Raw genomic sequence first — 25,447 nt, forward strand, 5'->3', positions numbered from 1 at the left:
CACCGCAAGGACACACACATGGAAACCACCGACTACGAGCACGGCGTCGTGCCACAGGACCAGCGCAAGGGCTGGCTGTCGATCGCGGCCGTCTGGATCGCTATCGGCATCGACCTCTCCGGCGCCTTCCTCGGCATCGAACTCGCCTCCGGCATGGCGTTCTGGGATGCGATCTGGGCCACGATGCTCGGATCGCTGCTGCTCGGGCTGCTCGCGATGGCCTGCACCTACGTGGGCGCCTCCACCGGCCTGTCCACCGCGATGATCTCCCGCGCGGTGTTCGGCAAGATCGGCGGATCCGTGCTCGCAATCGCCATCACGATCAGCCTGGTCGGATGGTTCGCCGTGCAGACCGGATTCTTCGGCCAGAACGCGCAGATCGCGTTCACCGAGTTCACCGGCATCGACGTGCCGGTGCAGATCTTCAACGCGATCGGCGGAGTGCTGATGGCGATCACGGCGTTCTGGGGATACCGCTCGATCAACCGGCTGAGCTCGCTGGCCGTGCCGCTGCTGCTCCTGCTGCTCGTCGTCGGCGTGGTGGTGGCGTTCGTCACGCACGGCACGGCAGGACTCGACGCACCAGTCGACGCGACCTACACCTTCGGCGGCGCGGTGTCGCTGGTGATGGGCATCTTCATCCTGGGCGTGGTGCTCTCGCCGGACATGGCCCGCTGGGCGAAGACCCCCAAGCAGGCCATGGCCGCCGGCTTCGTGGGCTTCTTCTTCGGCAACTCCATCATCCTGATCGTGGCGATCCTGCTGGCCCGCGTGCTCAACCAGACCGAACTGATGACGATGTACTTCACGCTCGGCATGGGCGGTGTCGCCGTGGTCGTGCTGATCCTCGCGCAGTGGACCACCAACACCACCAACCTCTACTCGGCGGGTCTCGCGTTCTCGTCGATCTCGGCGAAACTGGGCCGTCGTACCGTCACCGCCGTTCTTGCCGTGATCGGCATCGTGGTCGGCGTGATCGGCGCCGCCGACGTCTTCGTCTCGTTCATCCTCGTGATCGGCACCCTGATCGCCCCGTACGGCGGCGTATACCTCGCATCGTTCTTCACCGGCCGGCGCACCGCGCGCTGGGCGCACGGCGCCGCCGTGCCCACTGTCGACGTCTGGTCGATCCTCGCCTGGGCGGCGGGCGTGCTGGTGGCGTTCGGCACCACGAGCCCGAAGGACGGGCCCGGTTTCGGCTGGTTCACGCTCACCACGATCTCGGCGCTGGACGGCCTGATCGTCGGCTTCGTCGTTTATCTGCTGCTGCTCGGCGTGCGTCGCCTGATCGGCTCGGTCGCGCCGACGGATGCCGCTGCCGAGACCCCCGCGAACGAGGTGAACGCATGAGCGTCCTCATCACCGAGGCCGACATCGACGAGATCGCGCTCGGCGCCGCCGTGCTCGGCACGGGCGGCGGCGGGGACCCGCACGTCGGGTCCCTGATCGCGAAGCGTCTCATCCGCCTGCACGGGCCGGTGCGGATGCTCGCCGTCGACGAGCTCACCGACGACGACTTCGTCGTGCCGGTCGGCGGCATCGGCGCTCCGTCGGTGAGCGTGGAGCGCATCATGGCCGAGTCGGAACTGCTCGCCGCACTCGAGGCGATCGAGCGCGGCACCGGCCGGAAGCCCACCGCAGTGATGCCGATCGAGGTCGGCGGCGGCAACTCGATGATCCCCATCGCCGCTGCGGCGCTCGCCGGACTCCCGGTGGTCGACGGCGACGCGATGGGCCGCGCCTTCCCCGAGGCGCAGATGGTCACGTTCCACCTCGCCGGCTACGGACCGGGCACCACGGTGCTCGTCGATCACTTCGGCAACGAGGTGATCAGCCGTCCGGTGAACGGCGAGTGGTCCGAGCGGCTGGCCCGCGCGATCACCGTCGAGATGGGCGGCGGGGCGACCATGATCGACTACGCCTACGGCGGGGTCGTCGCACGCGAATGCGCGATCCCCGGCACGCTCACCCTCGCGAAGCGGATCGGCGCGATCCTGCGCGGCCACGATGCCGACGGGCGCGAGCTTCGCGACGACGAGCGCATCGACGCCCTGTGCTCTGACCTCGGCGCGCACCGGCTGTTCGACGGAAAGGTGCGCGACCTGCAGCGCGAGGTGGACGGCGGGTTCACCCGAGGTGCCGCCGAGCTCGACGGAATCGGCGCCGACCGCGGAGCATCCTTCCGCCTCGACTTCCAGAACGAGATGCTGCTCGCCCGCCGTGACGGCGAGGTCGCCGCGGTCACCCCCGACCTCATCGCCGTGCTCGATCTCGCGACCGGCATGCCGATGACCACCGACGCCGTGCGCTACGGCGCCCGCGTCGCGGTGATCGCGATTCCCTGCCACGACAAGTGGCGCACCCCGATGGGGCTGGAGACCGCCGGACCCGCGCACTTCGGGTACGACGTGGAGTGGATGCCGGTCGAAGAACTGGCCGTGCAGAAGATGGAGGCCGCACGATGAGCGGATACCGGATCGGCATCGACGTCGGCGGCACGAACACCGACGCCGTCGTGCTCGATGAGAACCTGGCCGTGGTGGCCTCCGTCAAGCGGCCGACCACGACCGACACCGGCGACGGTGTGGCCGACGCGATCGACGCGGTGCTCGCAGCATCCGGCGTCGACCCGGCGCGCGTGTCGCATGCGATGCTCGGCACCACGCACTGCACGAACGCGATCGTCGAGCGCCGGAGTCTCGGCCGCGTCGGAATCCTGCGCCTCGGTGCGCCGGCGACCACCGCGGTGCCGCCGCTGGAGGGCTGGCCGGATGACCTGCGCGCCGCCATCGGCGAGCACGCGTACGTGCTCGACGGCGGGTTCGAGGTCGACGGGCGCACCCTGTCGCCGCTCGACGAGGACGCCGTGCGCACCGCCTGCGAGCGGATGCGCGGTGAGGTCGACGCGGTCGCCGTCGTCGGCGTGTTCTCGCCCATCGACGAGAGCCAGGAGGAGCGCGTCGCCGAGATCGTCGTTTCCGAGCTCGGCGTTCCGGTGTCGCGCTCGGCCAGGATCGGATCGCTCGGCCTGCTCGAGCGCGAGAACGCCACCGTGCTGAACGCCGCGCTCATGCGCACGCTCACCCAGATGGCCTCCGGGTTCGTGGCCGCGCTGCGCGACCGCGGCATCCCGGCGACGCCGTACTTCGGGCAGAACGACGGCACGCTCATGCAGCTGGAGTATGCGCTGGAGTTCCCGGTGCTGACGATCGGCTGCGGGCCGACCAACTCGATCCGCGGAGCCGCGCACCTCTCCGGCGCCACTGACGCCCTCGTCGTCGACATCGGTGGCACCACCACCGACATCGGCGTGCTCGTGGACGGCTTCCCGCGTCAGTCCGCGCACGCGGTGGAGATCGGCGGCATCCGCACGAACTTCCGGATGCCCGACGTGCTCTCGGTCGGACTCGGCGGCGGCACGATCGTGCGCGACGGCGGCGAGCGGATCGGTCCGGACAGTGTCGGCTACCGGCTGCCTCAGGAGGGGCTCGCGTTCGGCGGCGGTACGTTGACGGCCACGGACATCGCGCTGCGCATCGGTGCGGCCAGCATCGAGGGCGTCGACGCCCCGCCGGTGGATGAGGAGGTCGCCGAGGCGGCCTGGGCCGGCATCCGCGCCCTGTTGGAGGACAGCGTCGACCGGATGAAGCCCAGTGCGGCGCCGGTGCCGGTGATCCTCGTGGGCGGCGGCGGCATCATCGCCCCGGCCTCGCTCGACGGCGTGAGCGATCTCATCAAGCCCGACCACTTCGGCGCGGCCAACGCGGTGGGCGCCGCCCTGGGCGACGTCGCCGGGCAGGTGGAGAAGATTTACCGGGTCGACGGCACGGAGCAGGGACGCCGGGATGCCCGTGCCGATGCCTCCGCGGATGCCGTCTCGCGTGCGCAGTCGGCCGGCGCCGACCCGGCATCGATCGAGGTCGTCGCGGTCGAGGAGCTGCCCGCCGCGTACTCCGACGGGCAGCAGGTGCTCATCCGTGCCCGCGCCGTGGGGCGCCTCGCGGCCTGACCCCGCGGCTCCGGTCCCAACGGATGCGGGTGTTCACGCGAAAGACCCGCATCGGTTGAGACCGGAGCCGCGGGCGCGTGCTTGCCCCGTGGGTTCCGGTTCGGATGGATGCGGGTGTTTCGGCCGACGTCCCGCATCCGTTGAGACCGGAGCGTCGAAGAAGCGGATGCCGGGATGACGGGATGCCGTGACCGGCGTCTCAGGCGGCGTAGCCGAACTGCTTGCGGGTCAGCGCGTCGAAGGCGCGGTCGGGCAGCACCGTGGCGAGGGCGACGGCGATGCCTGCGCCGGGGCCGATGCGGTAGCGGGTCTTCGGGTGGGAGACGGTCGCGGCCTTCACGATCAGTTCGGCCACGGCATCCACGCTCGACATCTGCTTGGCCAGCGCGGGGCTGGCGAAGTACTTGCGCATCGCGGCCGCCATCGCCGCGTACGGACCGCGGCCGGATGCCTGCCCGAGGCGGTCCATCGCGGTGTCGTGCCAGTCGGTGGCCACGTAGCTCGGCTGCACCAGCGTGACGTCGATGCCGAACTGCCCGACCTCGCCGCGCAGCGAGTCGGAGATCGCCTCGAGGGCGAACTTGGATGCGTGGTACCAGCCGCCGAGCGGCGCGGCGAACTCTCCGGCGAGCGAGGAGACGTTCACGATGCGTCCGTGACCGGCGTCGCGCATGGCCGGCAGCACGGCCTGGATCATGCCGACGGCACCGACGACGTTGACCTCGAGCTGGTCGCGGGCGTCGTCGAGGGAGGTCTCCTCGACGCTGCCGAACTCGCCGTAGCCGGCGCAGTTGATCAGCACGTCGATCGGTCCGATCTCGGCGGTGGCCATGGCGACTGCCGCAGTGATGGTCGCGTCGTCGGTGAGGTCGAGTGGCACGGGGATGACGCCGTCGATCTCGGCGATCGCTGCGGTGCTGCGGGCGGCGCCCACGACGTTGTGGCCCTGGGCGGCGAGCATCGCGGCGACGCGGGCGCCGATGCCGGAGGATGCGCCGGTGATGAGGAAGTTCGTCATGATCTGCTCCTTGATCTGGAAAGCCTTACTGTGAATGTCGTTCACTGAAGGAAGACGTTACAGTGAATGTCATGCACAGTCAAGGGGATCGCGCGCTTCGTCAGCTCTGGGGGATCGAACCGCCCGCGGCGAAGGGGCCGAAGGCGCGCTGGACTCTCGCGGAGGTCGCCGCCGCGGCCGTCGAGCTCGCCGACGAGATCGGCCTCGACGCCATCTCGCTCGCCCGCGTGGCCGCGCGTCTCGACATGACCACGACGGGGCTCTACCGCTACGTCGACGCCAAGGCCACGCTCATCGACCTGATGGTGGATGCGGCGGTCGGCGACCCGCCCGCCATCGAGGGCGACGGATGGCAGGACCGCTGCCGGGCGTGGATCGAGCTGCTCGCGGACAGGTACGCGCAGCATCCATGGCTCTGCGACGTGAAGCCGATCGGCATGCCCACCCAGCCGCGCGCGTACGCATGGATCGACGCGCTGCTCGCGGCCATCGCCGACGACGCGCCGGTCGACGCGCTGCGCCTCGCGATGCTGCTGGACAGCCTGATCCGCACCTACGCGATGCTCGAGCGCAGCACGAACGGCACTCCTCCGCCGGCCTGGCTCGGACAGGCGGTCGCCGAGCGCTTCCCGCGGCTCGCAGGAGCCGAGCAGCAGGATGTCACCGACGTGCGCGCCGAGCTGCGCTACGCCGTCGACGCCATCCTGCGCGGCGCGGCCTGACGTCGGTCCGAGACCCGGCTTCCGGCGTGAGATCGCGGCGAGACCCGGCTTCCGTCGCGAGATCGCGGCGAGACCCGGCTTCCGGCGTGAGATCCGTGTTCAGCATGTGGGCCTCGTGCAGAAGTCGGGAGGTCGCGATGCGGCAAGCGCGCGTCGTTCCCGCGGCGAGGGTCGCAGGAGGCAGCGTCTGGTTCGCGGTGAGCCCCGGCTTCCGTCGCGAGATCGCGGCGAGACACGGCTTCCGGCGTGAGGCCCGTGTTCAGCACGTGGGTCTCGTGCAGAAGTCGGGAGGTCGCGATGCGGCATGCGCGCGTCGGCGCCGCCCGGGCCTACGCCTCGCCGGCGAGTTCGCCGTGGATGCGGCGCAGATCCTCCATCAGCGATCCGACCAGGATCCAGTGATCTGATGCTGGTGCGCGTACGACGAGCGGAGTGGTCAGCGCCGGGATGGCAGTCGTCAGCGAATCAGGCTCGGGTGCGGCATCCGCATCCTGCACGGCGAGCCGCACGTCGTGCCCGGCGCGGCGCAGCTGCTCGGCGATCGCGCGCACCGTCGGGTCGGATGACAGCGAGTCCTCGTAGTGGTCGAAGTAGGCGCGGGTCATGCCGATCACCTGCGTGACGATCGGCGAGACCGTGTCGAGCAGTGCGCGCACCTGTCGCAGCTCCTCGCGATGCGAGGATCCGCGCGGGTTCAGCGCGAGCGACTCCTCGGCGGCCTTCACGGATGCCTCGGCGGCATCCTTCATGGGGCGCAGCAGCCGCACCTCGAGCATGAGCTCCTGCCGCTGCGCGGGCGTGCGCGTCACGGGCAGCGCTGCGGCCAGTCGGTCGAGGCTCGCCGCTACCTCGCGGCCGAGCATCCCGACGTCCTGCCGGGCAGGGCCGCTGAGCACCGGCGGCACGATGAAGACGTTCACGACGAAGCCGACCGCGGCGCCGATCAGCGTCTCGAGGATGCGATCCAGCGCGTAGTCGGGGTTCGAGGAGCCGAGCGCCAGCACGAGCACCGCCGAGATCGCCACCTGGTTGCCCGTGCCCGGTGAGGCGCGCAGCGCCCAGGCGATCGCCAGTGCCACCACGACCGCGGCGAGCACCACCCAGCTCTGCGGTCCGAGCAGCAGGGTCAGCAGCACCGCGATCACGACGCCCGCGATCACTCCGACACTGCGCTCCAGCGCCTTCGACAGCGACTGATTGACGCTCGGCTGCACGACCAGCAGGGCGGCGATCGCCGCGAAGATCGGCAGCGGGCCGGGGATCAGCCAGCCCGCGAGCAGCCACGCGACGATCGTCGCGACGGCGGACTTGATCACCTGCAGCAGGGGAGCGCGCTTCGCGGAGCGGATCGCGGCGGTGATGCGCATGCCGACAACGGTACTCGCGACGCGCCGCGGGGCCGTGTGCCGGACCGTGCAGGCGGTGCACGGATCGGGGGCCGACACGCCAGATGCAGGACCGAATCCCAGGATCGGTCCGACATGTGGCGTGTCGGCCCCCGAAGTGTCTCTCTGCGAGCGCGACTCAGGCCGGGCCGAGGTCGCGCATCGGCTTGCCGGCCTTCGGGTTGGCGGGCTTCACCTTGCGGCGCTTGCCGTTCACGACGACCACGACGTTGCTCATGTTCGGCGCACGGTCGGCGACCACGTCGTACGAGACCACCTTGCCGTCACGCCACTGGCAGCTGACGGAGTATCCACCGCGGGCGCGCAACCCCTGGAACGAGCCCTTCTCGCCCCACGAGGCCGGCACGGCGGGAAGCAGCCGGATCGCACCGTCGTGGCTCTGCAGCAGCATCTCGGCGATCGCGCCGGTGATGCCGAAGTTGCCGTCCAACTGGAACGGCGGATGGTTCGCCCACAGGTTCTGCAGCGTGTTGTAGGTGAGCAGGCCGCGCACCATGATGCCCGCGTGCTCCGCCTCGCCGAGACGGGCGAACAGGGCGGTGCGCCAGGGCCAGGTCCACGAGCGCCGGCTGTCGCCCGAGACCGTCCCGGCGGTGAAGGGCACGCCCTCCTTCTCGCCGCAGCGCGCCTTGAGCGACACCAGTGCGGCCGCCGCGAACTCCTCGTCATCCGTCGTGATCTGGCGGCCCGGGTACACGGCGAACAGGTGCGAGGTGTGCCGGTGGATGTCGTTCGGGTCGTCGCGGTCGGTCTGCCACTCCTGCAGCTGCCCCCACTTGCCGATCTTGTTCGGCGCCAGCCGGGACTGCATGTCGGCGATCTTCGCCCGGTAGTCCTTGTCGATGTCGAGGGCCTCGGCGCAGTCGATGCAGTTCTGGAACAGGTCCCAGATGATCTGCTGGTCGTACATCACGCCGTCCTCGCGGGGACCGTGCTCGGGCGACCAGCCGTCCGGCGACACCAGGGTGCCGTCGGGGAGCTCCTTCAGCCGGTCCTCCCAGAACTGGCAGATCTCCTTGATCAGCGGGTAGGCGTGGTCGCGCAGGTAGCGCTTGTCCTGCGTGAACGCCCAGTGCTCGTAGAGGTGCTGCGCGTACCAGGCGCTGGCGACGGTGTTCCACTCCCAGGAGTTGCCGCCGAAGATGCTCTGCGAGGTGCGTGCCGTCCAGCCGCGCACGTCGCCGAAGGCGTTGCGGGTGGCGACGCGGCTGGGCACGGCGACCTGCTCGATGAAGGCGGCGAGCGCCTCGTGCGCCTCGGGCAGATCGGCGGTCTCGGCGCCCCAGTAGTTCATCTGGATGTTGATGTTGGTGTGGTAGTCGCTGGCCCAGGCCGGCTGGTTGCTGTTGTTCCACAGCCCCTGCAGGTTGGCCGGCAGGCCGCCCGGCTTCGACGAGCTCAGCAGCAGGTACCGCCCGTAGGCGTACATGGTCTGCTCGAGCGTCGGGTCGGACTCGCCCTTCGCATAGCGCACCAGTCGGCGCTGCGTGGGCATCGCCAGCACGGCATCCGTCGTGCGTCCCCAGTCGACGGATGCCCGCTTCATCAGTGCGGACACCTGTTTGACGTGCGCCGCGCGCAGGTCGTCGAAGGAACGGGTGGATGCCGCGGACAGGGCCTTCTCGATCCCGGGCTGCGGCGCGGCTCCGCGCCATCCCTTCGCGGCATCCATCAGGTAGTCGGTGCGCGCGTCGAGCAGCAGCGTGACCGACGTCGCCCCGGTGATGCGCAGGCCGTCGGCGGAGGCGGCGACCTCGCCGTCGGTGTCGGCGACCTGCAGCACGGCGGCGTGGCTCAGGTCGTTCGCCATCTTTCCCGAGAAGGACAGGCGTCGCTTCGCGGCATCCGCCGTGGTCTTCGCCTCCTGAGCGGAGCTCATCCCGATCTCGGCGCTCAGCGAGCCCGCCCGGTCGGTCGAGTACCGCAGCACGATCACGTCGGAATGCCGCGAGGCGAACGCCTCGCGCAGCACGGTGCCCGCCGTGGTCGCGAAGTGCGTGCTGTAGGTGCCGTCGGCGATGTCGAGCGCGCGACGATAGTCGACGACCGTGCGGGCGCCCGCGGTGCTGAACGCGCCGGCGGTGAACGCGATGCCCGCGATGCGGAACGCCGCCGGAGCCGTGAAGACGATGCGGTACAGCGCGTACGCCTTGGTGTTCGCGAACGCGAACGTGCGGGTCTGCCCCCGCTCGGCGAAGGTCTCGCCGGCCGCCTGGTGCAGCGTCGTCCAGGTGAGCCCGTCGTCGGAGCCCGCGACAGTCCAGTCGCGCGGGTCGTGGCCGGCGTCGGCGGACGAGGTGAGGGAGTATCCGGTGAAGGCCCGCTTCGCGGCGGACTCGAGCTGCCAGGTGGCGCCGGAACCGGCGCCGTCGGCCTGCCAGACCGTTCCGGCGTCGCCGTCGACGCTGCCGAGCAGCGAGTCGGTGTGGCCGCTCGGCGATGAGACGTACCAGCCGTCTCCGCCCGCGAGGGCGACTCCGGTCAGCCCGATCTCGGAGAGCTGGAAGTGGCTCACTCCGACCTTCGGCACGAACACGAAGCGGTAGAACCGGTACGATCCCGGCGTCGCCACTGTGTAGCTCTTGGTCTGGAACCTGCTCTCGAAGGGTGCTCCGGTGCGGGTGTCCAGCGTCGTCCAGGACGCGCCGTCCGCCGAACCCTGGAAGGTCCACTGCTGCGGGTCGCGGTCGGGGACGTCGTTCGCACTGGTCAGCGAGTACGAGGCGACCTCGGTCGCCGACGCCAGCTCGACCTGCCAGAGCACCTGTGCGGGCGGGCCGTCGATGCACCACTTGGTGCGGGAGTCGCCGTCATAGCTGCGGTCGACGCCCTCGGAGCCCGAGGTCTTGTAGGGTCCGCCCGGAGAGGTCACTGCCGTGCGGCCGCCGAACGAGACGGTCACGGTGCCGAAGTCGCGGTACGAGCCGAACCCGGTCACCGAGGTGTCGTAGGCGCCGTCGCCCTGGCCGGCGAGGGCGTTGTCGTAGTCGTTGACGCCGCCCCACATGCTCTGCTCGTTGAACTGCACGACGTCGGATACGGGGTCGCCGAACAGCTTCGCGCCGAGCCGGGCGTTGCCGATCGGCAGCGCCTGCGACTCCCAGTCGGCGGCCGGTGTGCCGTACCAGAGCGCGTACGGGGAGAGCTGCGGACGGGCGAGCGACCCGGCGACGGATGCCGCAGAGTGCGGCGCACCCATCGCGGCGGATGCCGGTCGCGCGGTCAGGAACGTCGGAGCCATGGCGGCCAGAGCGGCGAAGCCGCCGACCTGGAGCGCCTGGCGGCGGGAGAGGGGGATGTCGAGCACGGATGCCTCCGGAGCTTCATCGATCGGGGAGTGAGAGGCGCACGCAGAGGGGCGCTCTGGGCATTCTTACGCACAGATTCATCCGATGTCTAGGGCAAGTCGGGTAGGGAGGATTGGCAGATTCCTAAACGAACCGAGCCAATCATCCGATGCATGACGGTGGGGGCCCGGTGCTCACCCCTGGTCAGGCGGGATTTCCCGTCCCGGGCGTGTTTGCGTTCTACAGGCCTCGACCCATGGCGCGGATCGTTGCGCTATTTCGCAAGGACATGAACATGAAACAAGTCTTGTTTCCGCAAACATTCTCTGCGATCATCGTGACCGAACGCCGATTCGAAGGAGAACCAGGGTGAAGACAACGCAGAGACGCTGGGCGGGGGTGGGCCTGACCTGTGCGGTCGTCGCGGCCGGCCTCTCGGCCTTCAGCACCGCTCCCGCTTTAGCGGCGGACGACGGACAGGTGGTGCTGCGCACCGGCGTGCTCGAGGTGCGCGCCTCCAGCGCCTTCCCGCAGGTCGTGCAGTACATCGACCGCGCGAGTGGCGCGACCATGCGCGGCAACGACAGCGCACTGACCTCGATCGAGATCAACGGCACAGCGCAGCCCGTGTCCGTGGCATCCACCAAGATCGACGACAGCACGGTCGAGTACCGGCTCACGCCGACCGCGCTCGACGGCGTGCTCCTGACCGCGCGACTCAGCGTGAAGAAGAACGTCGTCACGCTGAAGTTCACCGAGATCCAGGATCCCGACAAGAAGGTCGCGACCCTGCGGATCCCTGGTCAGAACCTGGTGACCGTCTCGTCGGCCGATGCCGGTTCGGCAGTTGCTGCGGCGAACCTCTCGGTCGACCGCGCGGTCTCGGGCGACACGTTCATCCCTGTCACGCCGCAGACCCCGCTCAACGCGTCGCCGGTGGCTTCCAACACCGTGATCGCGAACACCGGGCAGCTCGCCGCCGCGTTCACGACCAACGCCATGTACGACGAATCCAGCGGTCCGGCGAACAAGGACGGCGGCAACTTCTGGCGCCAGGCCGTGAAGGACGGCGAGAACGTCGAGGTCGGCATCTCGAGCGGCCAGTGGCTGTACCGGGCCAAGGGCGCGCCCGAGCCCGAGGAGCTGCCCTGGGTCAAGGTCGCGATCACCCCCGACGCCAACGGCGACGGCACCGTCGACTGGCAGGACGGCGCGACCGCCCTGCGCGACCTGCGCGTCGCACCCTTCAAGGGCGACCAGACCCCCGACAACGTGGTCACCCACATCCCGTTCAACTTCGCATCGCAGGCCACGCACCCGTTCCTGCGCACCCTCGACGACGTCAAGCGCATCGCGCTGAACACCGACGGACTCGGCCAGGTCGCGATGCTGAAGGGCTACACCAGCGAGGGTCACGACTCGGCCAACACCGACTACGGCGACAACTTCAACGAGCGCGCCGGCGGTCTGGACGAGCTCAACGACGCGCTCGAGGCGGGCAAGAAGTGGAACGCCTCGTTCGGCGTGCACATCAATGCCACCGAGATCTACCCCGAGGCGAACTCGTTCAGCGACGACATCATGAACCCGAAGTCGAAGGGCTGGAACTGGCTCGACCAGTCGTACTACATCGACCAGCGCTTTGACACGAACTCGGGCAGCCTCGACAAGCGCATCGGCGAGCTCGCCGACGCCACGAACGACAACCTCGACTTCGTCTACGTCGACGTCTACTACCAGTACGGATGGCTGGCGAAGAAGATCCAGGAGTCGTTGATCGACCACGGCTTCCGTGTCGGCTCGGAGTGGGCCGACAAGCTGCCGGCCAACAACACCTGGTCGCACTGGGCCAACGACGAGAGCTACGGCGGCTCGACGAACAAGGGCATCAACTCGAAGATCCTGCGCTTCGTGAACAACACCGAAGCCGACGTCTGGAACCCCGACCCCCGGCTCGGCACCAGCCACATCGTCGAGTTCGAGGGCTGGACCAACCAGAACGACTTCAACGGGTTCCTGAAGAACGTGTGGACCGCGAACGTTCCGGCCAAGTTCCTGCAGCACCACGAGATCACCCGCTGGACCGATGAGGCGATCGACCTGAAGGACGGCGTCCGGGTCACCGGCACGGATGCGGCGAGCCGGTCGATCACGGTCGACGGCACCGAGGTGCTGCACGGCGCGAACTACCTGCTGCCGTGGGCCTCGAAGGACGGCGGCAAGATCGACAAGCTGTACCACTACAACCCCGCCGGCGGCAGCACCACGTGGACCCTCACGAAGGAGTTCGCCGGCAACGCCACCATGCAGCTGTTCGAGCTCGGCGACGGCGGCCGCACCAAGGTCGCCGACGTCCCCGTCGTGGACGGCAAGGTCACGATCGACGCCAAGGCGGGGCAGCCGTACGTCCTTGCCGCAGGCAAGAAGGCGGATGCCGGCAGCGCGCTGCCGCGCAGCGCCGACTTCGGTCAGGACACCCCGGTGAGCGACCCCGGTTTCAACGAGACCACGCTGGATGCCTGGCATCCTGCCGGTGATGTCACGATCGAGCGGGACGGCCTCGGTCGCCGCTCGGCGAAGATCGGCGCCGGCGAGGCTTCGATCTCGCAGCAGCTCGGCAAGCTCGAGCCGGGCCAGTACACCGCCAGCGCCTGGGTCGGCATCGACAAGAACAAGACCCGCGATGTGAAGCTCGGCGTGAGTGTGCCGAAGGGGACGGATGCGGCAGTTCGGGTCGACTCCTCGAATGCGCAGAACTATGTGGCCGCCGATGAATGGCACGGCACCACCATGCAGCGCCTCAAGGTGCACTTCACGGTGCCGAAGCAGGGCAACGGCAAGACCACGCTGACCATCGCGGCGGGCGCCGGAGACGCCGCCGTGCGCATCGACGACGTCCGCATCATCAAGGCGGCGGCCCCGAAGCTCGGCGACGGCGTGATCTCCCGCGAGGACTTCGAGGACGTGGATGCCGGATGGGGTCCGTTCTACAAGGGCGCCGCCGGAGGCAGCACCGACCCGCGCACGCACATCGCCAAGCGCAACGACTACACCCAGAAGGGATGGAACGGTCGTCAGATCGACAACATCCTGAACGGCCAGTACTCGCTGATGGCGCACGACGAGAACTCGGGGATCGTGTACCGCACGTCCGAGTACTCCGTGCCGTTCCAGGCCGGGCACCGCTACAGGGTGTCGTTCGATCACCAGTCCACGAGCGCCGGCGAGTACGCCTGGGTCACCGGGTACGACGCGGCGAACGGCCCTCGGGTCACGCAGCGCACCTCGATCGGCGCCGTGCACGAGACCACGCGCTTCGAGCAGGTCATCGACGCCAGCGCCTGCGGTGACACCTTCGTCGGCCTGGAGCGGGTCGGCGGCGGCAGCGCGGACATGATCCTGGACGACTTCCTGGTCGAGGACCTCGGCGCCTCCGACGCGATCCCGGCCTGCGCGCAGGTCAGCGGAAAGCTCGGTGCGGACGTGATCCAGCAGGGCAAGGCCACGCCGTTCACGACCACCTTCACCTCGGACGAGGGCGCCCCGATCTCGGATGTCGCGGTCACCCTCGGCCTCCCCGAGGGCTGGACGGCCGAGGCGGTGACCCCGGCTACGGCGGCGACGCTGCCCGCCAAGGGCACGCTCACCACGAAGTGGAACCTGTACGCCCCGACCGAGGCCGACGGCTCTTTCGACATCACCGTGAAGGGCTCCTACAGCACCACGGTGGAGCCGGTCGGACCGCGCACGGCGTCGGGCACGGTGACGGTGAAGACCCTTCCGGCTCCGCCGACGAAGACGGTCTACGCCAGCGACCACGACTGGGTGACCTCCAGCAACGGCTGGGGCCCGGTCGAGCGCGACCTGTCCAACGGCGAGCAGGGCGAGGGCGACGGCACGCCGCTGACGCTCAACGGGGTCGTCTTCGCGAAGGGGCTGGGTGCGCACGCACCGAGCAACGTGAAGTACTTCCTCGGCGGCAACTGCACCGCCTTCACCGCGAAGGTCGGCGTCGACGACGCTCAGCCCTCACGCGGATCGGTCGTGTTCTCGGTGAAGGTCGACGGCAAGACGGTCGTCACCTCGCCGCTGATGAAGCCGACCAGCGAGACGTTCGACCTCACGGCCGACGTGACCGGTGGCCAGTTCGTCGAGCTCGTCGTCGGTGACGGCGGCGACGGCAACGGCAACGATCACGCCGACTGGGCGGACGCGAAGTTCACCTGCGCAACATGACGGTGGCCCGACACGCCAGGTGATACCCGGGAGCGGATGCCGCGATGCGGCATCCGCTCCTTCATGTGCGCGGCGCCGGCGCGGTCAGTTCGTGAGACCCCGAGTTCTGCGTGAGACCCGCGGTGCGGATGCGGGCCTCGCGCGGGTCCCGGGGTCTCGCGCGGAACTCGCGCGGGCGTCAGGGTTTCGCGCGGATCTCGGGGTCTCACGCGGGTTCGGCAGGGGGATGCCGGGGTCAGGCGCGCGGCGGTGCGGCGGAGGCGCGGATCACGAGCTCGGGATGCAGGTCATCGGCCGCCTCTTCGGGGTGGCCCTCGATGTGCGCGATCAGGCGCTGCGCCGCGGCGCGGCCCATGCCCTCGAAGGGCTGGCGCACGGTGGTCAGCGCGGGCGACGCGAACGCCGCGAGCGCGATGTCGTCGACGCTCACCACCGAGACGTCCTCGGGCACCCGTCGCCCGGCCTCGTGCAGGGCGCGGATCAGCCCGAACGCCATCTCGTCACTCGAGACGAACACGGCCGTGGCATCCGGGATCGCGGCGATCGTACGGCCGGCGCGATAACCGGACTCCGGCGTCCAGTCGCCGGGGATCACCGGCGGCGGAGTGATGCCGCGCTCGGTGAGCACCTGCTCCCAGGTCTCGCGGCGCTGGCGGGACTCGAGCCAGTAGTCGTCGGCGGGCACGTGCCAGACGGTGGGGTGCCCGAGATCGAGCAGATGCTCGACGGCGAGTCGGGCGATCGCGTGCTGGTCGACGATGAGCGGGGCGTCCAGGTCGAGCGTGGTGCGCTCGGTGCGCGTGGAGGGCGTGCGCTCGGTGCGCATCCGCATGGCGGGGGAGTCGAGCTCGACCGGGACGCCGAGCACGATGCCCTCGGCACCCTGCCGCTCCAGTCGGTCGAACGCGTCGACGAACGCCGCCGGCGAGGCGTGGTCGGGCACCGCCGCCATCGTGACCGTGTAGCCGCTCGCGGCCGCGGCCTGCTCGACGCCGGCGGCGAGAGCGGCCGACGAGTACCGGTCGGTCGAGACCAGGATCATGCCGAGGATGCGGGTGCGGCCCGAGGCGAGCGACGCGGCGGCGGCGTGGATGCGATAGCCCAGCGATTCGACGGCCGCGTGCACGCGCTGCGCGGTCTCGGGGCGCACGTTCTGCTGGCCGGAGAGCACGCGCGAGACGGTCTGGGCGCTGACGCCGGCGACGCGCGCGACGTCGATCTGATTGGGCGCGCGGGTGGCGCTGGGGCGACGGGGCGACATGGGGCAATGGTAGCGCCCCGTCCCCTTGATTCCGGGGTTCCCCCGAGGAACATGTGCGATGATGTGAACGCAAACATGTTTGACTTCGGGGAGACGTCTTGACCAGTTCCGCACCCTCGCTCACCTGGCACGACGGCCAGATCCTCCGCGACGGAGAACCGCACCGCATCCTGTCCGGTGCCGTGCACTACTTCCGCATCCATCCCGACCAGTGGGAGGACCGCCTGCGCCGCCTCGCGGCGATGGGCGCGAACACCGTCGACACCTACGTCGCGTGGAACTTCCACGAGCGCGTGGAGGGCGAGTACGACTTCACCGGATGGCGCGACGTCGCCCGTTTCATCCGCATCGCCGGCGAGGTCGGGCTCGACGTGTTCGTGCGCCCCAGCCCCTACATCTGCGCGGAGTGGTCGAACGGCGGCATCCCGTTCTGGCTGTCCGGCCGGGTGCGCGCGCTGCGCACCTCGGACGCCGGGTTCCTCGCCGCCGTCGACGCCTGGTACGACGCGCTGCTGCCGCAGCTCGAGCCGCTGCAGGCCGCGCACGGTGGTCCGATCCGCCTCATCCAGGTGGAGAACGAGTACGGCTCCTTCGGATCGGATGCCGCATATCTGACGCACCTCCGCGACGGACTGCGCTCGCGCGGCATGGTCGAGATGCTCACCACCGCCGACGGCACCCTGCCCGACATGGTGCGTAACGGCAGTGTCGAGGGCGCGATGGGCACCTTCACCTTCGGCACGGGCGTGCAGGATGCGGTCGCGCTGCGCCGCGACGACCACCACCTGATGTGCAGCGAGCTCTGGGGCGGCTGGTTCGACCACTGGGGCGAGCAGCACCACGTGCGCTCGGCTGGGAGCATGATCGGCACCGTGCAGGAGCTGCTCGACGAGGGCGGGTCGGTCAGCATCTACATGGCGCACGGCGGCACGAACTTCGGGCTGTGGGCCGGCGCCAACCATGACGGCGTCATCCAGCCGACGATCACCTCCTACGACTCGGATGCTCCGATCGGCGAGGACGGCACCGTGAACGACAAGTTCCACGCGCTGCGTGCGGCATTCGCACCGTTCTACTCGTCGCCGCTGCCGGCGGTTCCGGATGCCCCGAAGCGGCAGTCCGCGGCATCCGCTGTGCTCGAGCCGGTGGCGTCGCTGCTCGACGTGGTGCGTGCTCAGCCGGTCGTGGCGACTGCGCCGATGCCGCTGAGCTTCGAGGAGCTCGGGGTCGAGGACGGGCTCGTCGCATACGAGGCATCCGTGTCGTACCCGGCGTCCTCGACGCTGAGCCTGCGCGAGCTGCACGACCGCGCGACGGTGTTCCTCGACGGAGAGCGGCTCGGTACGATCGAACACGACGGCGAGCAGTCGCTGCCGCTGCCCGCCGCGGGCGGTGAGGGCCTGCTGACGATCGTCGTCGAGAGCCTCGGCCGCATCAACTACGGCGCGTTCACCGGGCAGCACAAGGGCATCCTCGGTGGCGTGCTCATCGGGCGCCGATTCGCGCACGGCTGGACGCACCGTGTCGTGCCGCAGGACGCCCCGGCTCCTGCCCCGGGTCCTGAGCGCCCTTCGTCTCGCTTCGCTCGCTCAGGATCCGTTCCGCGCGAGGGAGGACGCTCAGGATCCGATCCGCGCGACGGAGGGCGCCCCGAGGGCCTCGCCACCGCGACCTTCGACGTCACCGACCCGGCCGATGCCTGGCTCGCCTTCCCCGGCGGCGCGAAGGGCATGGTCTGGCTGAACGGCTTCCTGCTCGGCCGGTACTGGGAGCGCGGCCCGCAGGTCACGCTCTACGCTCCCGGCCCGTTGTGGCGCGAGGGGCGCAACGAGATCGTCGTGCTCGACACCGACCGTCTCGGCGCGACGGTCGAGATCCGCGAGCAGCCCGACTTCGGTGCGTCCGAGGAGTTCATCGGCGCCTAGCGCCGCGGCATCCCCGTCGTTCGGGTCGCAATTGGTCACCTTCTCCCGCATCCGCCACGGCTCAGGTCGCAGTCAGTCCCGCTCTCGCGTGTGGAAAGCGGTACGAACTGCGACCGGAGACACGGGCCGGGTCCTGGCGGCGGTCGGTCGTTCGGGTCGCGGTTGGTCCCGCGTCCCAGCATCCGTGGTTGTTGGGGTCGCACTTCGTCCCGCGACGCGGCATCCGCTGTCATCCGGGTCGCGCTTCGTCCCGCCTTCTCCGCCGGAGAACGGGATGAACTGCGACTCGGATGCCGGGGAGCCGGCCTTTCCGAGACGAACTGCGACCTGAGCGAGCCGGTCACTTTCACCGCCGCGCCGACGCTGCGGCGCCCGTTCCGACCTCGCGGTTGAGAAAGCCGCGCGGGTCAGGCCGTCGCGGCGCGCAGCGCGATCTCGATCATGTCGCCGAAGGTCTGCTCGCGCTCCTGCGCGGTGGTCGCCTCGTGCGTGACGAGGTGGTCCGAGACCGTGCAGATGCTCAGCGCGCGGCGCTGCCGGTAGGCCGCGAGCGTGTAGAGCGCGCTGGTCTCCATCTCGACGCCGAGCGCGCCGTGCTCGATGAACGGGTCGTTCAGCTCGGGGCGGGTCGTGTAGAACTGGTCGCTCGAGAACAGCAGTCCGACGTGCACGGCGCTCTCGAGATCCATCGATTCGGATGCCTCGACGGCTGCCCGCAGCAGGCCGAAGTCCGCGACCGGGGCGTAGTCGAGCCCGTGGAAGCGCACCCGGTTGATACCCGAGTCGGTGCAGGCGCCGTTGGCGATGATGATGTCGCGCATGCCCACCCGCTCGGTGAGCCCGCCGCACGATCCGACCCGCACGATGGTCTGCACGTCGTACTGGTCGAACAGCTCGTTGGCGTAGATCGACATCGACGGCTGCCCCATGCCCGAGCCCTGCACCGAGACCCGGTGTCCCTCCCAGGTGCCGGTGAAGCCCAGCATCCCGCGGGTCTGCGAGTACAGCACGGCGTCGTCGAGGAAGGTCTCGGCGATCCACTTCGCCCGCAGCGGGTCTCCGGGGAACAGGACGATGGGGGCGATCTCGCCCGGGGCTGCGGCGATGTGCGGAGTGCTCATGGTGTCAGCGTAGGCCGTAGCCTGGAACCGCGACTGGCGTGGCCGGGTGACCGGCGGGGAGCGTGGAGTACGGCATCGACCGCCTGGGTGCCCATCGGAACGATGGGAGCACACATGCGATACGGGATGAATCCGCACCAGGCCGCCGAGGTCACCGGAGGTCCGGCCGTCCTGAACGGCGAGCCGTCGATGATCAACTACCTCGACGCGCTGAACGCGTCGGCTCTGGTGCGTGAGGCGGATGCCGCCACCGGACTGCCCGCCGCGGCATCCTTCAAGCACGTCTCGCCGGCCGGCGCCGCCGTCGCCGGGGCGATCGACGACGTGGCATCCGAGACCTGGCGGGTGGCGGATGACGGCGGGCTGATCTCCGCCTACGTGCGCGCCCGCGACGCCGACCCGAAGTCGTCCTTCGGCGACGTGGTGGCGCTCTCTCGCCCCGTCGACACCGCGACGGCCGAGTTCCTGCGCACCGTGATCTGCGACGCCGTGATCGCTCCCGGCTATGAGGAGGGTGCGCTCGCGCTGCTCGGCGAGAAGCGCGGCGGCCGGTTCCTCGTGTTCGAGGCGGATGCTGCCGAGTCGCCGCTCCGCGAGCGACGGGAGCTGCTCGGCGCGGTGCTCGAGCAGGATCGCGATGCCGCCGACGTCGCCGCCGCGCTGCCGCAGGGCGCACTCGACGAGGCGGGGCGCCGTGATGCGCTGCTGGGCATGATCGCCGCGCGGTACACCCAGTCGAACTCGGTCGTGCTCGTGCGGGACGGCGCCGCAGTGGGTATCGGAGCCGGCCAGCAGAACCGTGTCGACTGTGTGCGCCTGGCCGGGTCGAAGGCACACGTGTGGTGGCTGCGGCGGCATCCGTTCGTGCGCGAGCTGCCCGAGGTCACCGGCATGCGGCGCCAGGACCGGCTGAACTGGCAGATCCGCTTCGCGGGTGCCGAGATGACCCGCGCGCAGCGCGCGGAGTTCGCGGGACTGTTCGGCCCCGAGGCATCCGATCGGTACGCGGATGCCGGATGGCGCGACGCCTGGTGCGAGGGCCTCGACGGGATCACGCTGGTGTCGGACGGCTTCCTGCCGTTCCGAGACAACGTGGATCACGCCGCGGAGTTCGGCGTCTCGACGATCGTGGAGCCGGGCGGATCGGCGCGGACCGACGAGGTCGCCGCGGCCGCGGCGGAGCACGGCATCGTGCATGTGCAGACCGGGCTGCGGCTGTTCCGGCACTGAGTATCATCAGAAGAGAGACCCGATGAAAGCGCAAACATTCGGGCGGTTTCAGCAAATGAAAGGGAATCCCTTGTTGAGACATCCGATCTCTGTTAGCGTCCTGCGTGATCCCCACCCTCGACGCAATGGAGCAGAAGGATGCGTGTTCCCCGCACTCTCAAGCACAGATCACTGGCCGTGCTCAGCGCAGCGGTCATCGCCGGAGCTCTCGTGACGCCCGGCGCGGCGTCGGCCGCAGAGACCGACGACCTCGACATCGCCTTCGGCGGCTCGCTCGTGGGCACCACCGCCTACACGACCGTCGAGGGCGAGACGATGCGCGGCGTCGTGCATCGCACGAACGGCGCCGAGGAGCAGCTCCCCGGCGGCGGAGTGTCGCTCGGCGGCGGCACCCAGGGCATCCGCTTCGACGCCTCCGGGTTCACGCTCGCCGACCCTGGTGCCACGACCGGCTTCGTCGCCGAGCTTTCGGTCACCCCGCAGGCGAGCCAGGCCGACATGGCGACGCTCTTCGGCGCCGGCGGCAACCTGTTCGTGCGGCTCGAGGGCGGGCAGCTGGTCTACGGCTTCGACTCCGTCTCCGGCGGCACCTGGTCCAAGCACCGACTGACTGCTCCGGCTCCCGCCGGCGGCACCGGTCACGACCTCTCGGTGCAGTACATCCGCGCGGGCGCGGGCGCCGAGCTGCACCTGGCCGTCGACGGCGTCGAGCTCGCTCCCGTCGTCTCCGGTGCGCCGGCGGCGATCAACGACGTGGTGGCCGCCTCGTTCGGGTTCGGCAACGACGTGCATCCTGCAGCCACCGGCCGCGGCTACAAGGGCGACCTGAGTCGCATCCGCGTGGCATCCGGCCTCACCGCCTACGACCCGGCGCAGAACACCTACCAGCCGGCGCCGGTCACGAAGACCCTGCTGAACGCCGGATTCTCCGGAACGCTCGACGGCACCGCCTACAAGGCCGCCGCCGGGGACGTCCTCACCGGCGCGCTCGCGATGCGCAGCGGCGCGACGGTCTCGTCCGGCGCCCTCGCGCTGACTTCGGCCGCGCAGGCGGCCGACTTCACCGCATCCGATGCTCCGTTCACCGGTGCGAGCCTGGATGCCGGGTTCGTGGTCGAACTGGAGTTCACCGCGGATGCGGCGCAGAAGGACCTCGCCACCCTCGCCGCCGTCGGCGGCAACTTCTCGGTGCGATACCGCAACGACGGCCTGCAGTACGGCTTCAGCTCGAACCAGTCCGGCAAGTGGGTCGACCACATGGCGATCACCGGCCTGCCGGCGAACGGCAAGGCGCACATCGTGTCGGTGGCCTATCAGCCGACCGACGGTGGCGGCGCGCAGCTGACCGCCTGGCTCGACGGCGTCGAGCTTCCGGCGGTGAAGGCCGCCGAGCGTTCCACCCGCAACACGGGGGTCACCGTCACGGCATCCCTCGGCAACGAGGTTCCGAGCATCGGCGGCCGTGCGTTCGTCGGCAAGATCGACCGTGCCCGGTTCGCCCTGCTCACCGAGCCGTTCAGTGCGAAGTCGTTCGAGTACCAGCAGCTGAAGCCCGTCATCCCGTGCACCGACATGTCGGACGTGAAGCCGGGCAACTACGTGCAGATCTCCGCCGACGACTGCCCCGCCAATGTGATCGCGAAGTCCACGCTCGTGCGCCCGACCCCGCAGCAGCTGCGCTGGCAGGAGATGGGCCTCACCGCCTTCGTGCACTTCGGCATCAACACCTTCTACGACCAGGAGTGGGGCCACGGCACCGAGGACCCGGCGCGCTTCGACCCGACCGGCGACGTCGATGTGGACGGCTGGATGAAGACCCTGCGCGACTCCGGTCACCGCATGGCGATCCTCACGCTGAAGCACCACGACGGTTTCGTGCTCTACCCGTCGCGCTACACCGACTACGACATCGCCGCGACGCCGTGGAAGGGCGGCAAGGGCGATCTGGTGAAGGAGTTCACCGACGCGGCGCGCAAGTACGGAATGAAGGTCGGCCTGTACATGTCGCCCGCCGACTCGCACGAGGAGCTCACCGGCCGCTTCGGCAACGGCAGCCCCAAGTCGGCCCGCACCATCCCGACCCTCGTCGAGGGCGATGACCGCGCGGGCAAGGACCTCCCCACCTTCAGTTACGACGCGACCGACTACGGCGCCTACTTCCTGAACTCGCTGTACGAGATCCTCACCCAGTACGGCCAGATCGACGAGGTCTGGTTCGACGGATCGAACGGCAACACCGAGAAGCAGGAGCTGTTCGACTACCCCGCCTTCTACGATCTGATCGGCAAGCTGCAGCCGAACGCCGTCGTGGCCGTCGGCGGGCGCGACGTGCGCTGGGTCGGCAACGAGTCCGGCACCGCCCGCCAGGACGAGTGGGCGCCGATGGCAGTGAGCGTGCCCGACGACGGCGGCAAGATCGGCGTGGTCGGCGGAGGCTCGTTCGAGCAGGTCGGCTCCGCGCCCACCCTGATCGCCGGTGCCGCAGGCGGGGCGAACGCCCTGCACTGGTGGCCGACCGAGTCCGACATGAAGCTCACGCCGGGCTGGTTCGCGCACCCCACCGACACCCCGAAGAGCGGTCCGACGCTGCTGAACCACTACCTGAACACGGTGGGCCGCAACTCGGTGATGCTCCTGAACAACCCGCCCACGACGAACGGGTCGTTCGCTCCGGCATCCGTGTCGGCGCTGGAGTCGTTCGCCGCCGAGCGCCGCAAGGCCTTCGGCACCGACTTCGCGCTCGGCCTGCCGGTCGAGGCGCCCGACGGCACCACCGCCGCGCTCACCGACGGCAGCCGCCGCTCGGCCTGGAAGGGCGAGGGTGCGGGTGCCACCTTCACGGTCGACCTCGGGTCGCCGCAGACGGTCACCCGCCTCACGCTCGCCGAGGGCGTGGATGTCGCAGGCCAGTCGGTCGACGCGTTCCACATCGAGGCCGAGGTGGACGGCGCCTGGAAGAAGGTCGGCGCCGCGGGCACGATCGGAGTCAGCCGCATCGTGACGCTGACCGCCCCGACCACGGCTCAGAGGTTCCGGGTCGTCATCGATTCGGCCCGCGGAGCGTTCGCTCTCGCGGCCCTGAAGGTGCACCCGACTCTGGCGCAGGATCCGGGCCGCATCGCCGAGGTGTGGCTGGACTGCACGGCGGAGCGGGCCGGCGACGGCTCCGAGGCGCGTCCGTTCTCTTCGCTCGAGCAGTTCCGCGAGACCGAGCTGGCGCCTGGTGCCGCCGTGCACCTGAAGGCCGGTACGACCTGCGCCGACTCGGACACCCCGTTCTGGGGCTACGGCACCGACGAGAAGCCGATCGTCGTGGACCTGTACGGCGGGAACGAGGCGCCGACCTTCGGCGACCGCACCGCGCGGGAGGTCTTCGCAGGCCTCGAGGCGCAGGGCTGGCAGCTCGCGTTCCACGACAAGGCGCCCAGCGTGACGGTCGGGAAGGACGCCGTGAAGGTCGGGGCCCTGGTGACCGTCTCGGTGGCCGACTTCCCCGCCGAGGCGACCGTGAAGGTCGGCTTCGACGGCGCTGCGCGCCCGAAGGGCACCATCACGACCGACGCCGATGGCGCCGGCTCGGTGTCGCTGCGCATCGCGGGAGTCGCGCCGGGCACCTACCTGCTCGTCGCGACCGGCCCCGACGGGACGAGGGCCGAGCAGAAGGTCGTCGTCACGGCCGGGAACAGCCCGGCCGCCTCCGGCGGGATCGAGGTCGCGCCCGCGTGATCGCACATCCGCAGCGCCGGATGCCGGAGGCCCGGCATTCGGCGCCGCGGTGTGTGGCGGGGCGGTGCGCGCCGTTCGGGTCGCAGCTCGTCCCGTTTTCGCCGCTCCACGGGCATCCGGGTCGCACGTGATCACGTTCTCGTCGGGCGGATGCCGGACGAACTGTGACCCGGAAGACGGAGTCGAGCCTTTCCGGGGCGAACTGCGACGAGAACTGATGCTCCGCGATCGGTCGCTCCACAGGCATCCGGGTTGCGATCCGTCCCGCTCTGAGCGCGTGGATGCGGGACAGACGGCGCCCTGAGCGGACCCGGGGCGGGTCTTTCCGGGACGAATTGCGACGAGAGCGCGCCGGAGCGCCGCTCGCGGTCATGTCGGCGACGGATGGTTCGATGGGAGCATGGAGCGGCAGGCGAAGGAGCAGGCGCTGCGGGAGCAGGACCGCGGGTTGTGGGCCACGACGATCTGCTTCGTGCTCGGCGCCGCCTTCGGCACACTGCTGCTGATCGGCCCGCCCCGCCCGCTGGCTGGGCCCGGCTCGATCATGATGCCTGCGGCGCTCGTCGCCGGCGTCGTCGCTGCTGCGGCGTTCGTGGTCAGCACGCTGCAGCACCGTCGCGGCGAGACCAGTGGGATGCCGCGCTGGCAGACCGTGGTCTCTGATGTGTCGTCCGTCGCCGTGACCATCGCGTTCGGTGGTGTCACCGCCCTCGGTGTGCTGCTCGGCGCAGAAGTCTTCGCGAGCGGCCTGCAGGGCGTCTCCCTCGTCGCACTGGCCGGCGGAGTGTTCACCGGCGTGGCATCCGCCGTCGGCGGGCGACTGGCATACGCGGCCGGTGTGGACCTGCGCACCACCGACCTCGCCGCGCTGATGTTCGGGTTCCTGATCATCGGCACGCTGTTCGCGATGATCACGGCGGCCGATCCGCTCTGGTGGCAGAAGAACTTCTCGCAGCTCGGCGGCGGCGTTGGTGCCTGGGCGTTCAACGGCACGCTCATGGTCGCCGGCCTGCTGATCGCCACGGTCGGCTCGTACATCGGCCGCGACCTGCACCGGCTGCTCGGCGACGGGGCACTGCGCCGGATCGCCTTCGTGGTGATCGCCTGGGCGCTGGCCGGTGCCGCGCTCGCCGCGGTCGGGCTGCTGCCGATCACTCGCGTGCCGACCCCGCATTTCATCGCCGCGACGGCCGCGCTCGTGCTGTTCGTGGTGGCCGCAGTCGCGACGGCGCTGGTGCTTCCGAAAGAGTGCTCGCGCACCCTGCGGGCGACGACTGTCGCCGTCGTGGCGCTGGTGATCCTCGCGGTCGTGCTCGCGTTCGCGCTGCGCCTGTTCCCGATCACCGCGCTCGAGGCGGTCGTCATCGGCCTCGCCCTGCTGTGGATGTCGACGCTCGTGCGTCTGCTCGCGATCCTCGCGCCCGACGTGTCGCGCCCGTCCGAGGTGCGCTCGCCGCTGCGCGTGCTCTGAGCGCGGGACTGCCCTCCCCGGATGAGGGAGGGCAG

General features: G+C 70.0%; 14 protein-coding genes. 9 read left to right on the forward strand and 5 right to left on the reverse strand.

All coding sequences use genetic code 11. The features are described from left to right. Nucleotides 1-18 precede the first annotated feature (18 nt). Genes ACFVDO_RS14800 through ACFVDO_RS14810 form a run of 3 tightly spaced genes read left to right on the forward strand, consistent with a single transcriptional unit; the run spans nucleotide 19 to nucleotide 4,009 of the window. Nucleotides 19-1,350: a cytosine permease gene (locus ACFVDO_RS14800; RefSeq protein WP_378858725.1), complete on the forward strand. Its 1,332-nt coding sequence runs from the start codon at nucleotides 19-21 to the stop codon at nucleotides 1,348-1,350. Next, a complete protein-coding gene (locus ACFVDO_RS14805; protein ID WP_378858724.1) occupies nucleotides 1,347-2,465 on the forward strand; it encodes a DUF917 domain-containing protein in 1,119 nt (372 codons plus the stop codon). Before ACFVDO_RS14800 ends, ACFVDO_RS14805 begins: the two co-directional genes overlap by 4 nt. Then, nucleotides 2,462-4,009, forward strand: coding sequence for a hydantoinase/oxoprolinase N-terminal domain-containing protein (locus tag ACFVDO_RS14810; protein WP_378858723.1), 1,548 nt, complete (start codon nucleotides 2,462-2,464; stop codon nucleotides 4,007-4,009). The genes ACFVDO_RS14805 and ACFVDO_RS14810 overlap by 4 nt, the downstream gene beginning before the upstream one ends. A gap of 199 nt (nucleotides 4,010-4,208) precedes the next feature. Here ACFVDO_RS14810 and ACFVDO_RS14815 read toward each other — a convergent pair whose 3' ends face one another. Then, on the reverse strand, nucleotides 4,209-5,027 hold the full coding sequence (locus ACFVDO_RS14815; protein ID WP_378858722.1) for an SDR family NAD(P)-dependent oxidoreductase: 819 nt from the start codon (nucleotides 5,025-5,027) through the stop codon (nucleotides 4,209-4,211). Nucleotides 5,028-5,098: 71 nt separating this feature from the next. On the opposite strand from ACFVDO_RS14815, the gene ACFVDO_RS14820 reads away from it, so the two are divergent. Beyond that, nucleotides 5,099-5,749 carry a TetR/AcrR family transcriptional regulator gene (locus ACFVDO_RS14820; RefSeq protein WP_378858721.1) on the forward strand — a complete coding sequence of 217 codons (651 nt, stop codon included), beginning with the start codon at nucleotides 5,099-5,101 and terminating at the stop codon, nucleotides 5,747-5,749. A gap of 329 nt (nucleotides 5,750-6,078) precedes the next feature. On the opposite strand, the gene ACFVDO_RS14825 is transcribed toward ACFVDO_RS14820, so the two are convergent. Both ACFVDO_RS14825 and ACFVDO_RS14830 read right to left on the reverse strand, forming a co-directional pair. After that, nucleotides 6,079-7,116: an aromatic acid exporter family protein gene (locus ACFVDO_RS14825; protein ID WP_378858720.1), complete on the reverse strand. Its 1,038-nt coding sequence runs from the start codon at nucleotides 7,114-7,116 to the stop codon at nucleotides 6,079-6,081. 157 nt (nucleotides 7,117-7,273) lie between these two features. Beyond that, nucleotides 7,274-10,462 carry a glycoside hydrolase N-terminal domain-containing protein gene (locus tag ACFVDO_RS14830; protein WP_378858719.1) on the reverse strand — a complete coding sequence of 1,063 codons (3,189 nt, stop codon included), beginning with the start codon at nucleotides 10,460-10,462 and terminating at the stop codon, nucleotides 7,274-7,276. Between the two features lie 349 nt (nucleotides 10,463-10,811). Here ACFVDO_RS14830 and ACFVDO_RS14835 point away from each other — a divergent pair, with 349 nt between their 5' ends. Further along, nucleotides 10,812-14,678 carry an endo-alpha-N-acetylgalactosaminidase family protein gene (locus ACFVDO_RS14835; protein ID WP_378858718.1) on the forward strand — a complete coding sequence of 1,289 codons (3,867 nt, stop codon included), beginning with the start codon at nucleotides 10,812-10,814 and terminating at the stop codon, nucleotides 14,676-14,678. Between the two features lie 235 nt (nucleotides 14,679-14,913). On the opposite strand, the gene ACFVDO_RS14840 is transcribed toward ACFVDO_RS14835, so the two are convergent. Further along, complete coding sequence (locus ACFVDO_RS14840; protein WP_378858717.1) at nucleotides 14,914-15,939, reverse strand: LacI family DNA-binding transcriptional regulator; 1,026 nt, start codon at nucleotides 15,937-15,939, stop codon at nucleotides 14,914-14,916. A 98-nt stretch (nucleotides 15,940-16,037) separates the two neighbouring features. Between ACFVDO_RS14840 and ACFVDO_RS14845 the strand changes: the two genes are divergently transcribed. Continuing rightward, the gene (locus tag ACFVDO_RS14845; protein WP_378858716.1) at nucleotides 16,038-17,864 is read left to right on the forward strand and encodes a beta-galactosidase family protein; all 1,827 of its coding nucleotides are present in this window, start codon (nucleotides 16,038-16,040) and stop codon (nucleotides 17,862-17,864) included. 407 nt (nucleotides 17,865-18,271) lie between these two features. On the opposite strand, the gene deoD is transcribed toward ACFVDO_RS14845, so the two are convergent. Continuing rightward, nucleotides 18,272-18,985 carry a purine-nucleoside phosphorylase gene (deoD, locus tag ACFVDO_RS14850; RefSeq protein ID WP_378858715.1) on the reverse strand — a complete coding sequence of 238 codons (714 nt, stop codon included), beginning with the start codon at nucleotides 18,983-18,985 and terminating at the stop codon, nucleotides 18,272-18,274. Nucleotides 18,986-19,099: 114 nt separating this feature from the next. On the opposite strand from deoD, the gene ACFVDO_RS14855 reads away from it, so the two are divergent. From ACFVDO_RS14855 to ACFVDO_RS14865, 3 genes are all read left to right on the forward strand, one after another. Further along, complete coding sequence (locus ACFVDO_RS14855) at nucleotides 19,100-20,215, forward strand: phosphoribosylaminoimidazolecarboxamide formyltransferase (protein WP_378858714.1); 1,116 nt, start codon at nucleotides 19,100-19,102, stop codon at nucleotides 20,213-20,215. Between the two features lie 138 nt (nucleotides 20,216-20,353). After that, entirely contained in the window at nucleotides 20,354-23,941 is a 3,588-nt protein-coding gene (locus ACFVDO_RS14860; RefSeq protein WP_378858713.1) for an alpha-L-fucosidase, read from the forward strand. 400 nt (nucleotides 23,942-24,341) lie between these two features. Beyond that, complete coding sequence (locus ACFVDO_RS14865) at nucleotides 24,342-25,412, forward strand: DUF998 domain-containing protein (RefSeq protein WP_378858712.1); 1,071 nt, start codon at nucleotides 24,342-24,344, stop codon at nucleotides 25,410-25,412. The last annotated feature ends 35 nt before the right edge of the window (nucleotides 25,413-25,447 follow it).

This window comes from Microbacterium sp. NPDC057741 (assembly GCF_042798735.1).
Classification (GTDB): Bacteria; Actinomycetota; Actinomycetes; order Actinomycetales; family Microbacteriaceae; genus Microbacterium.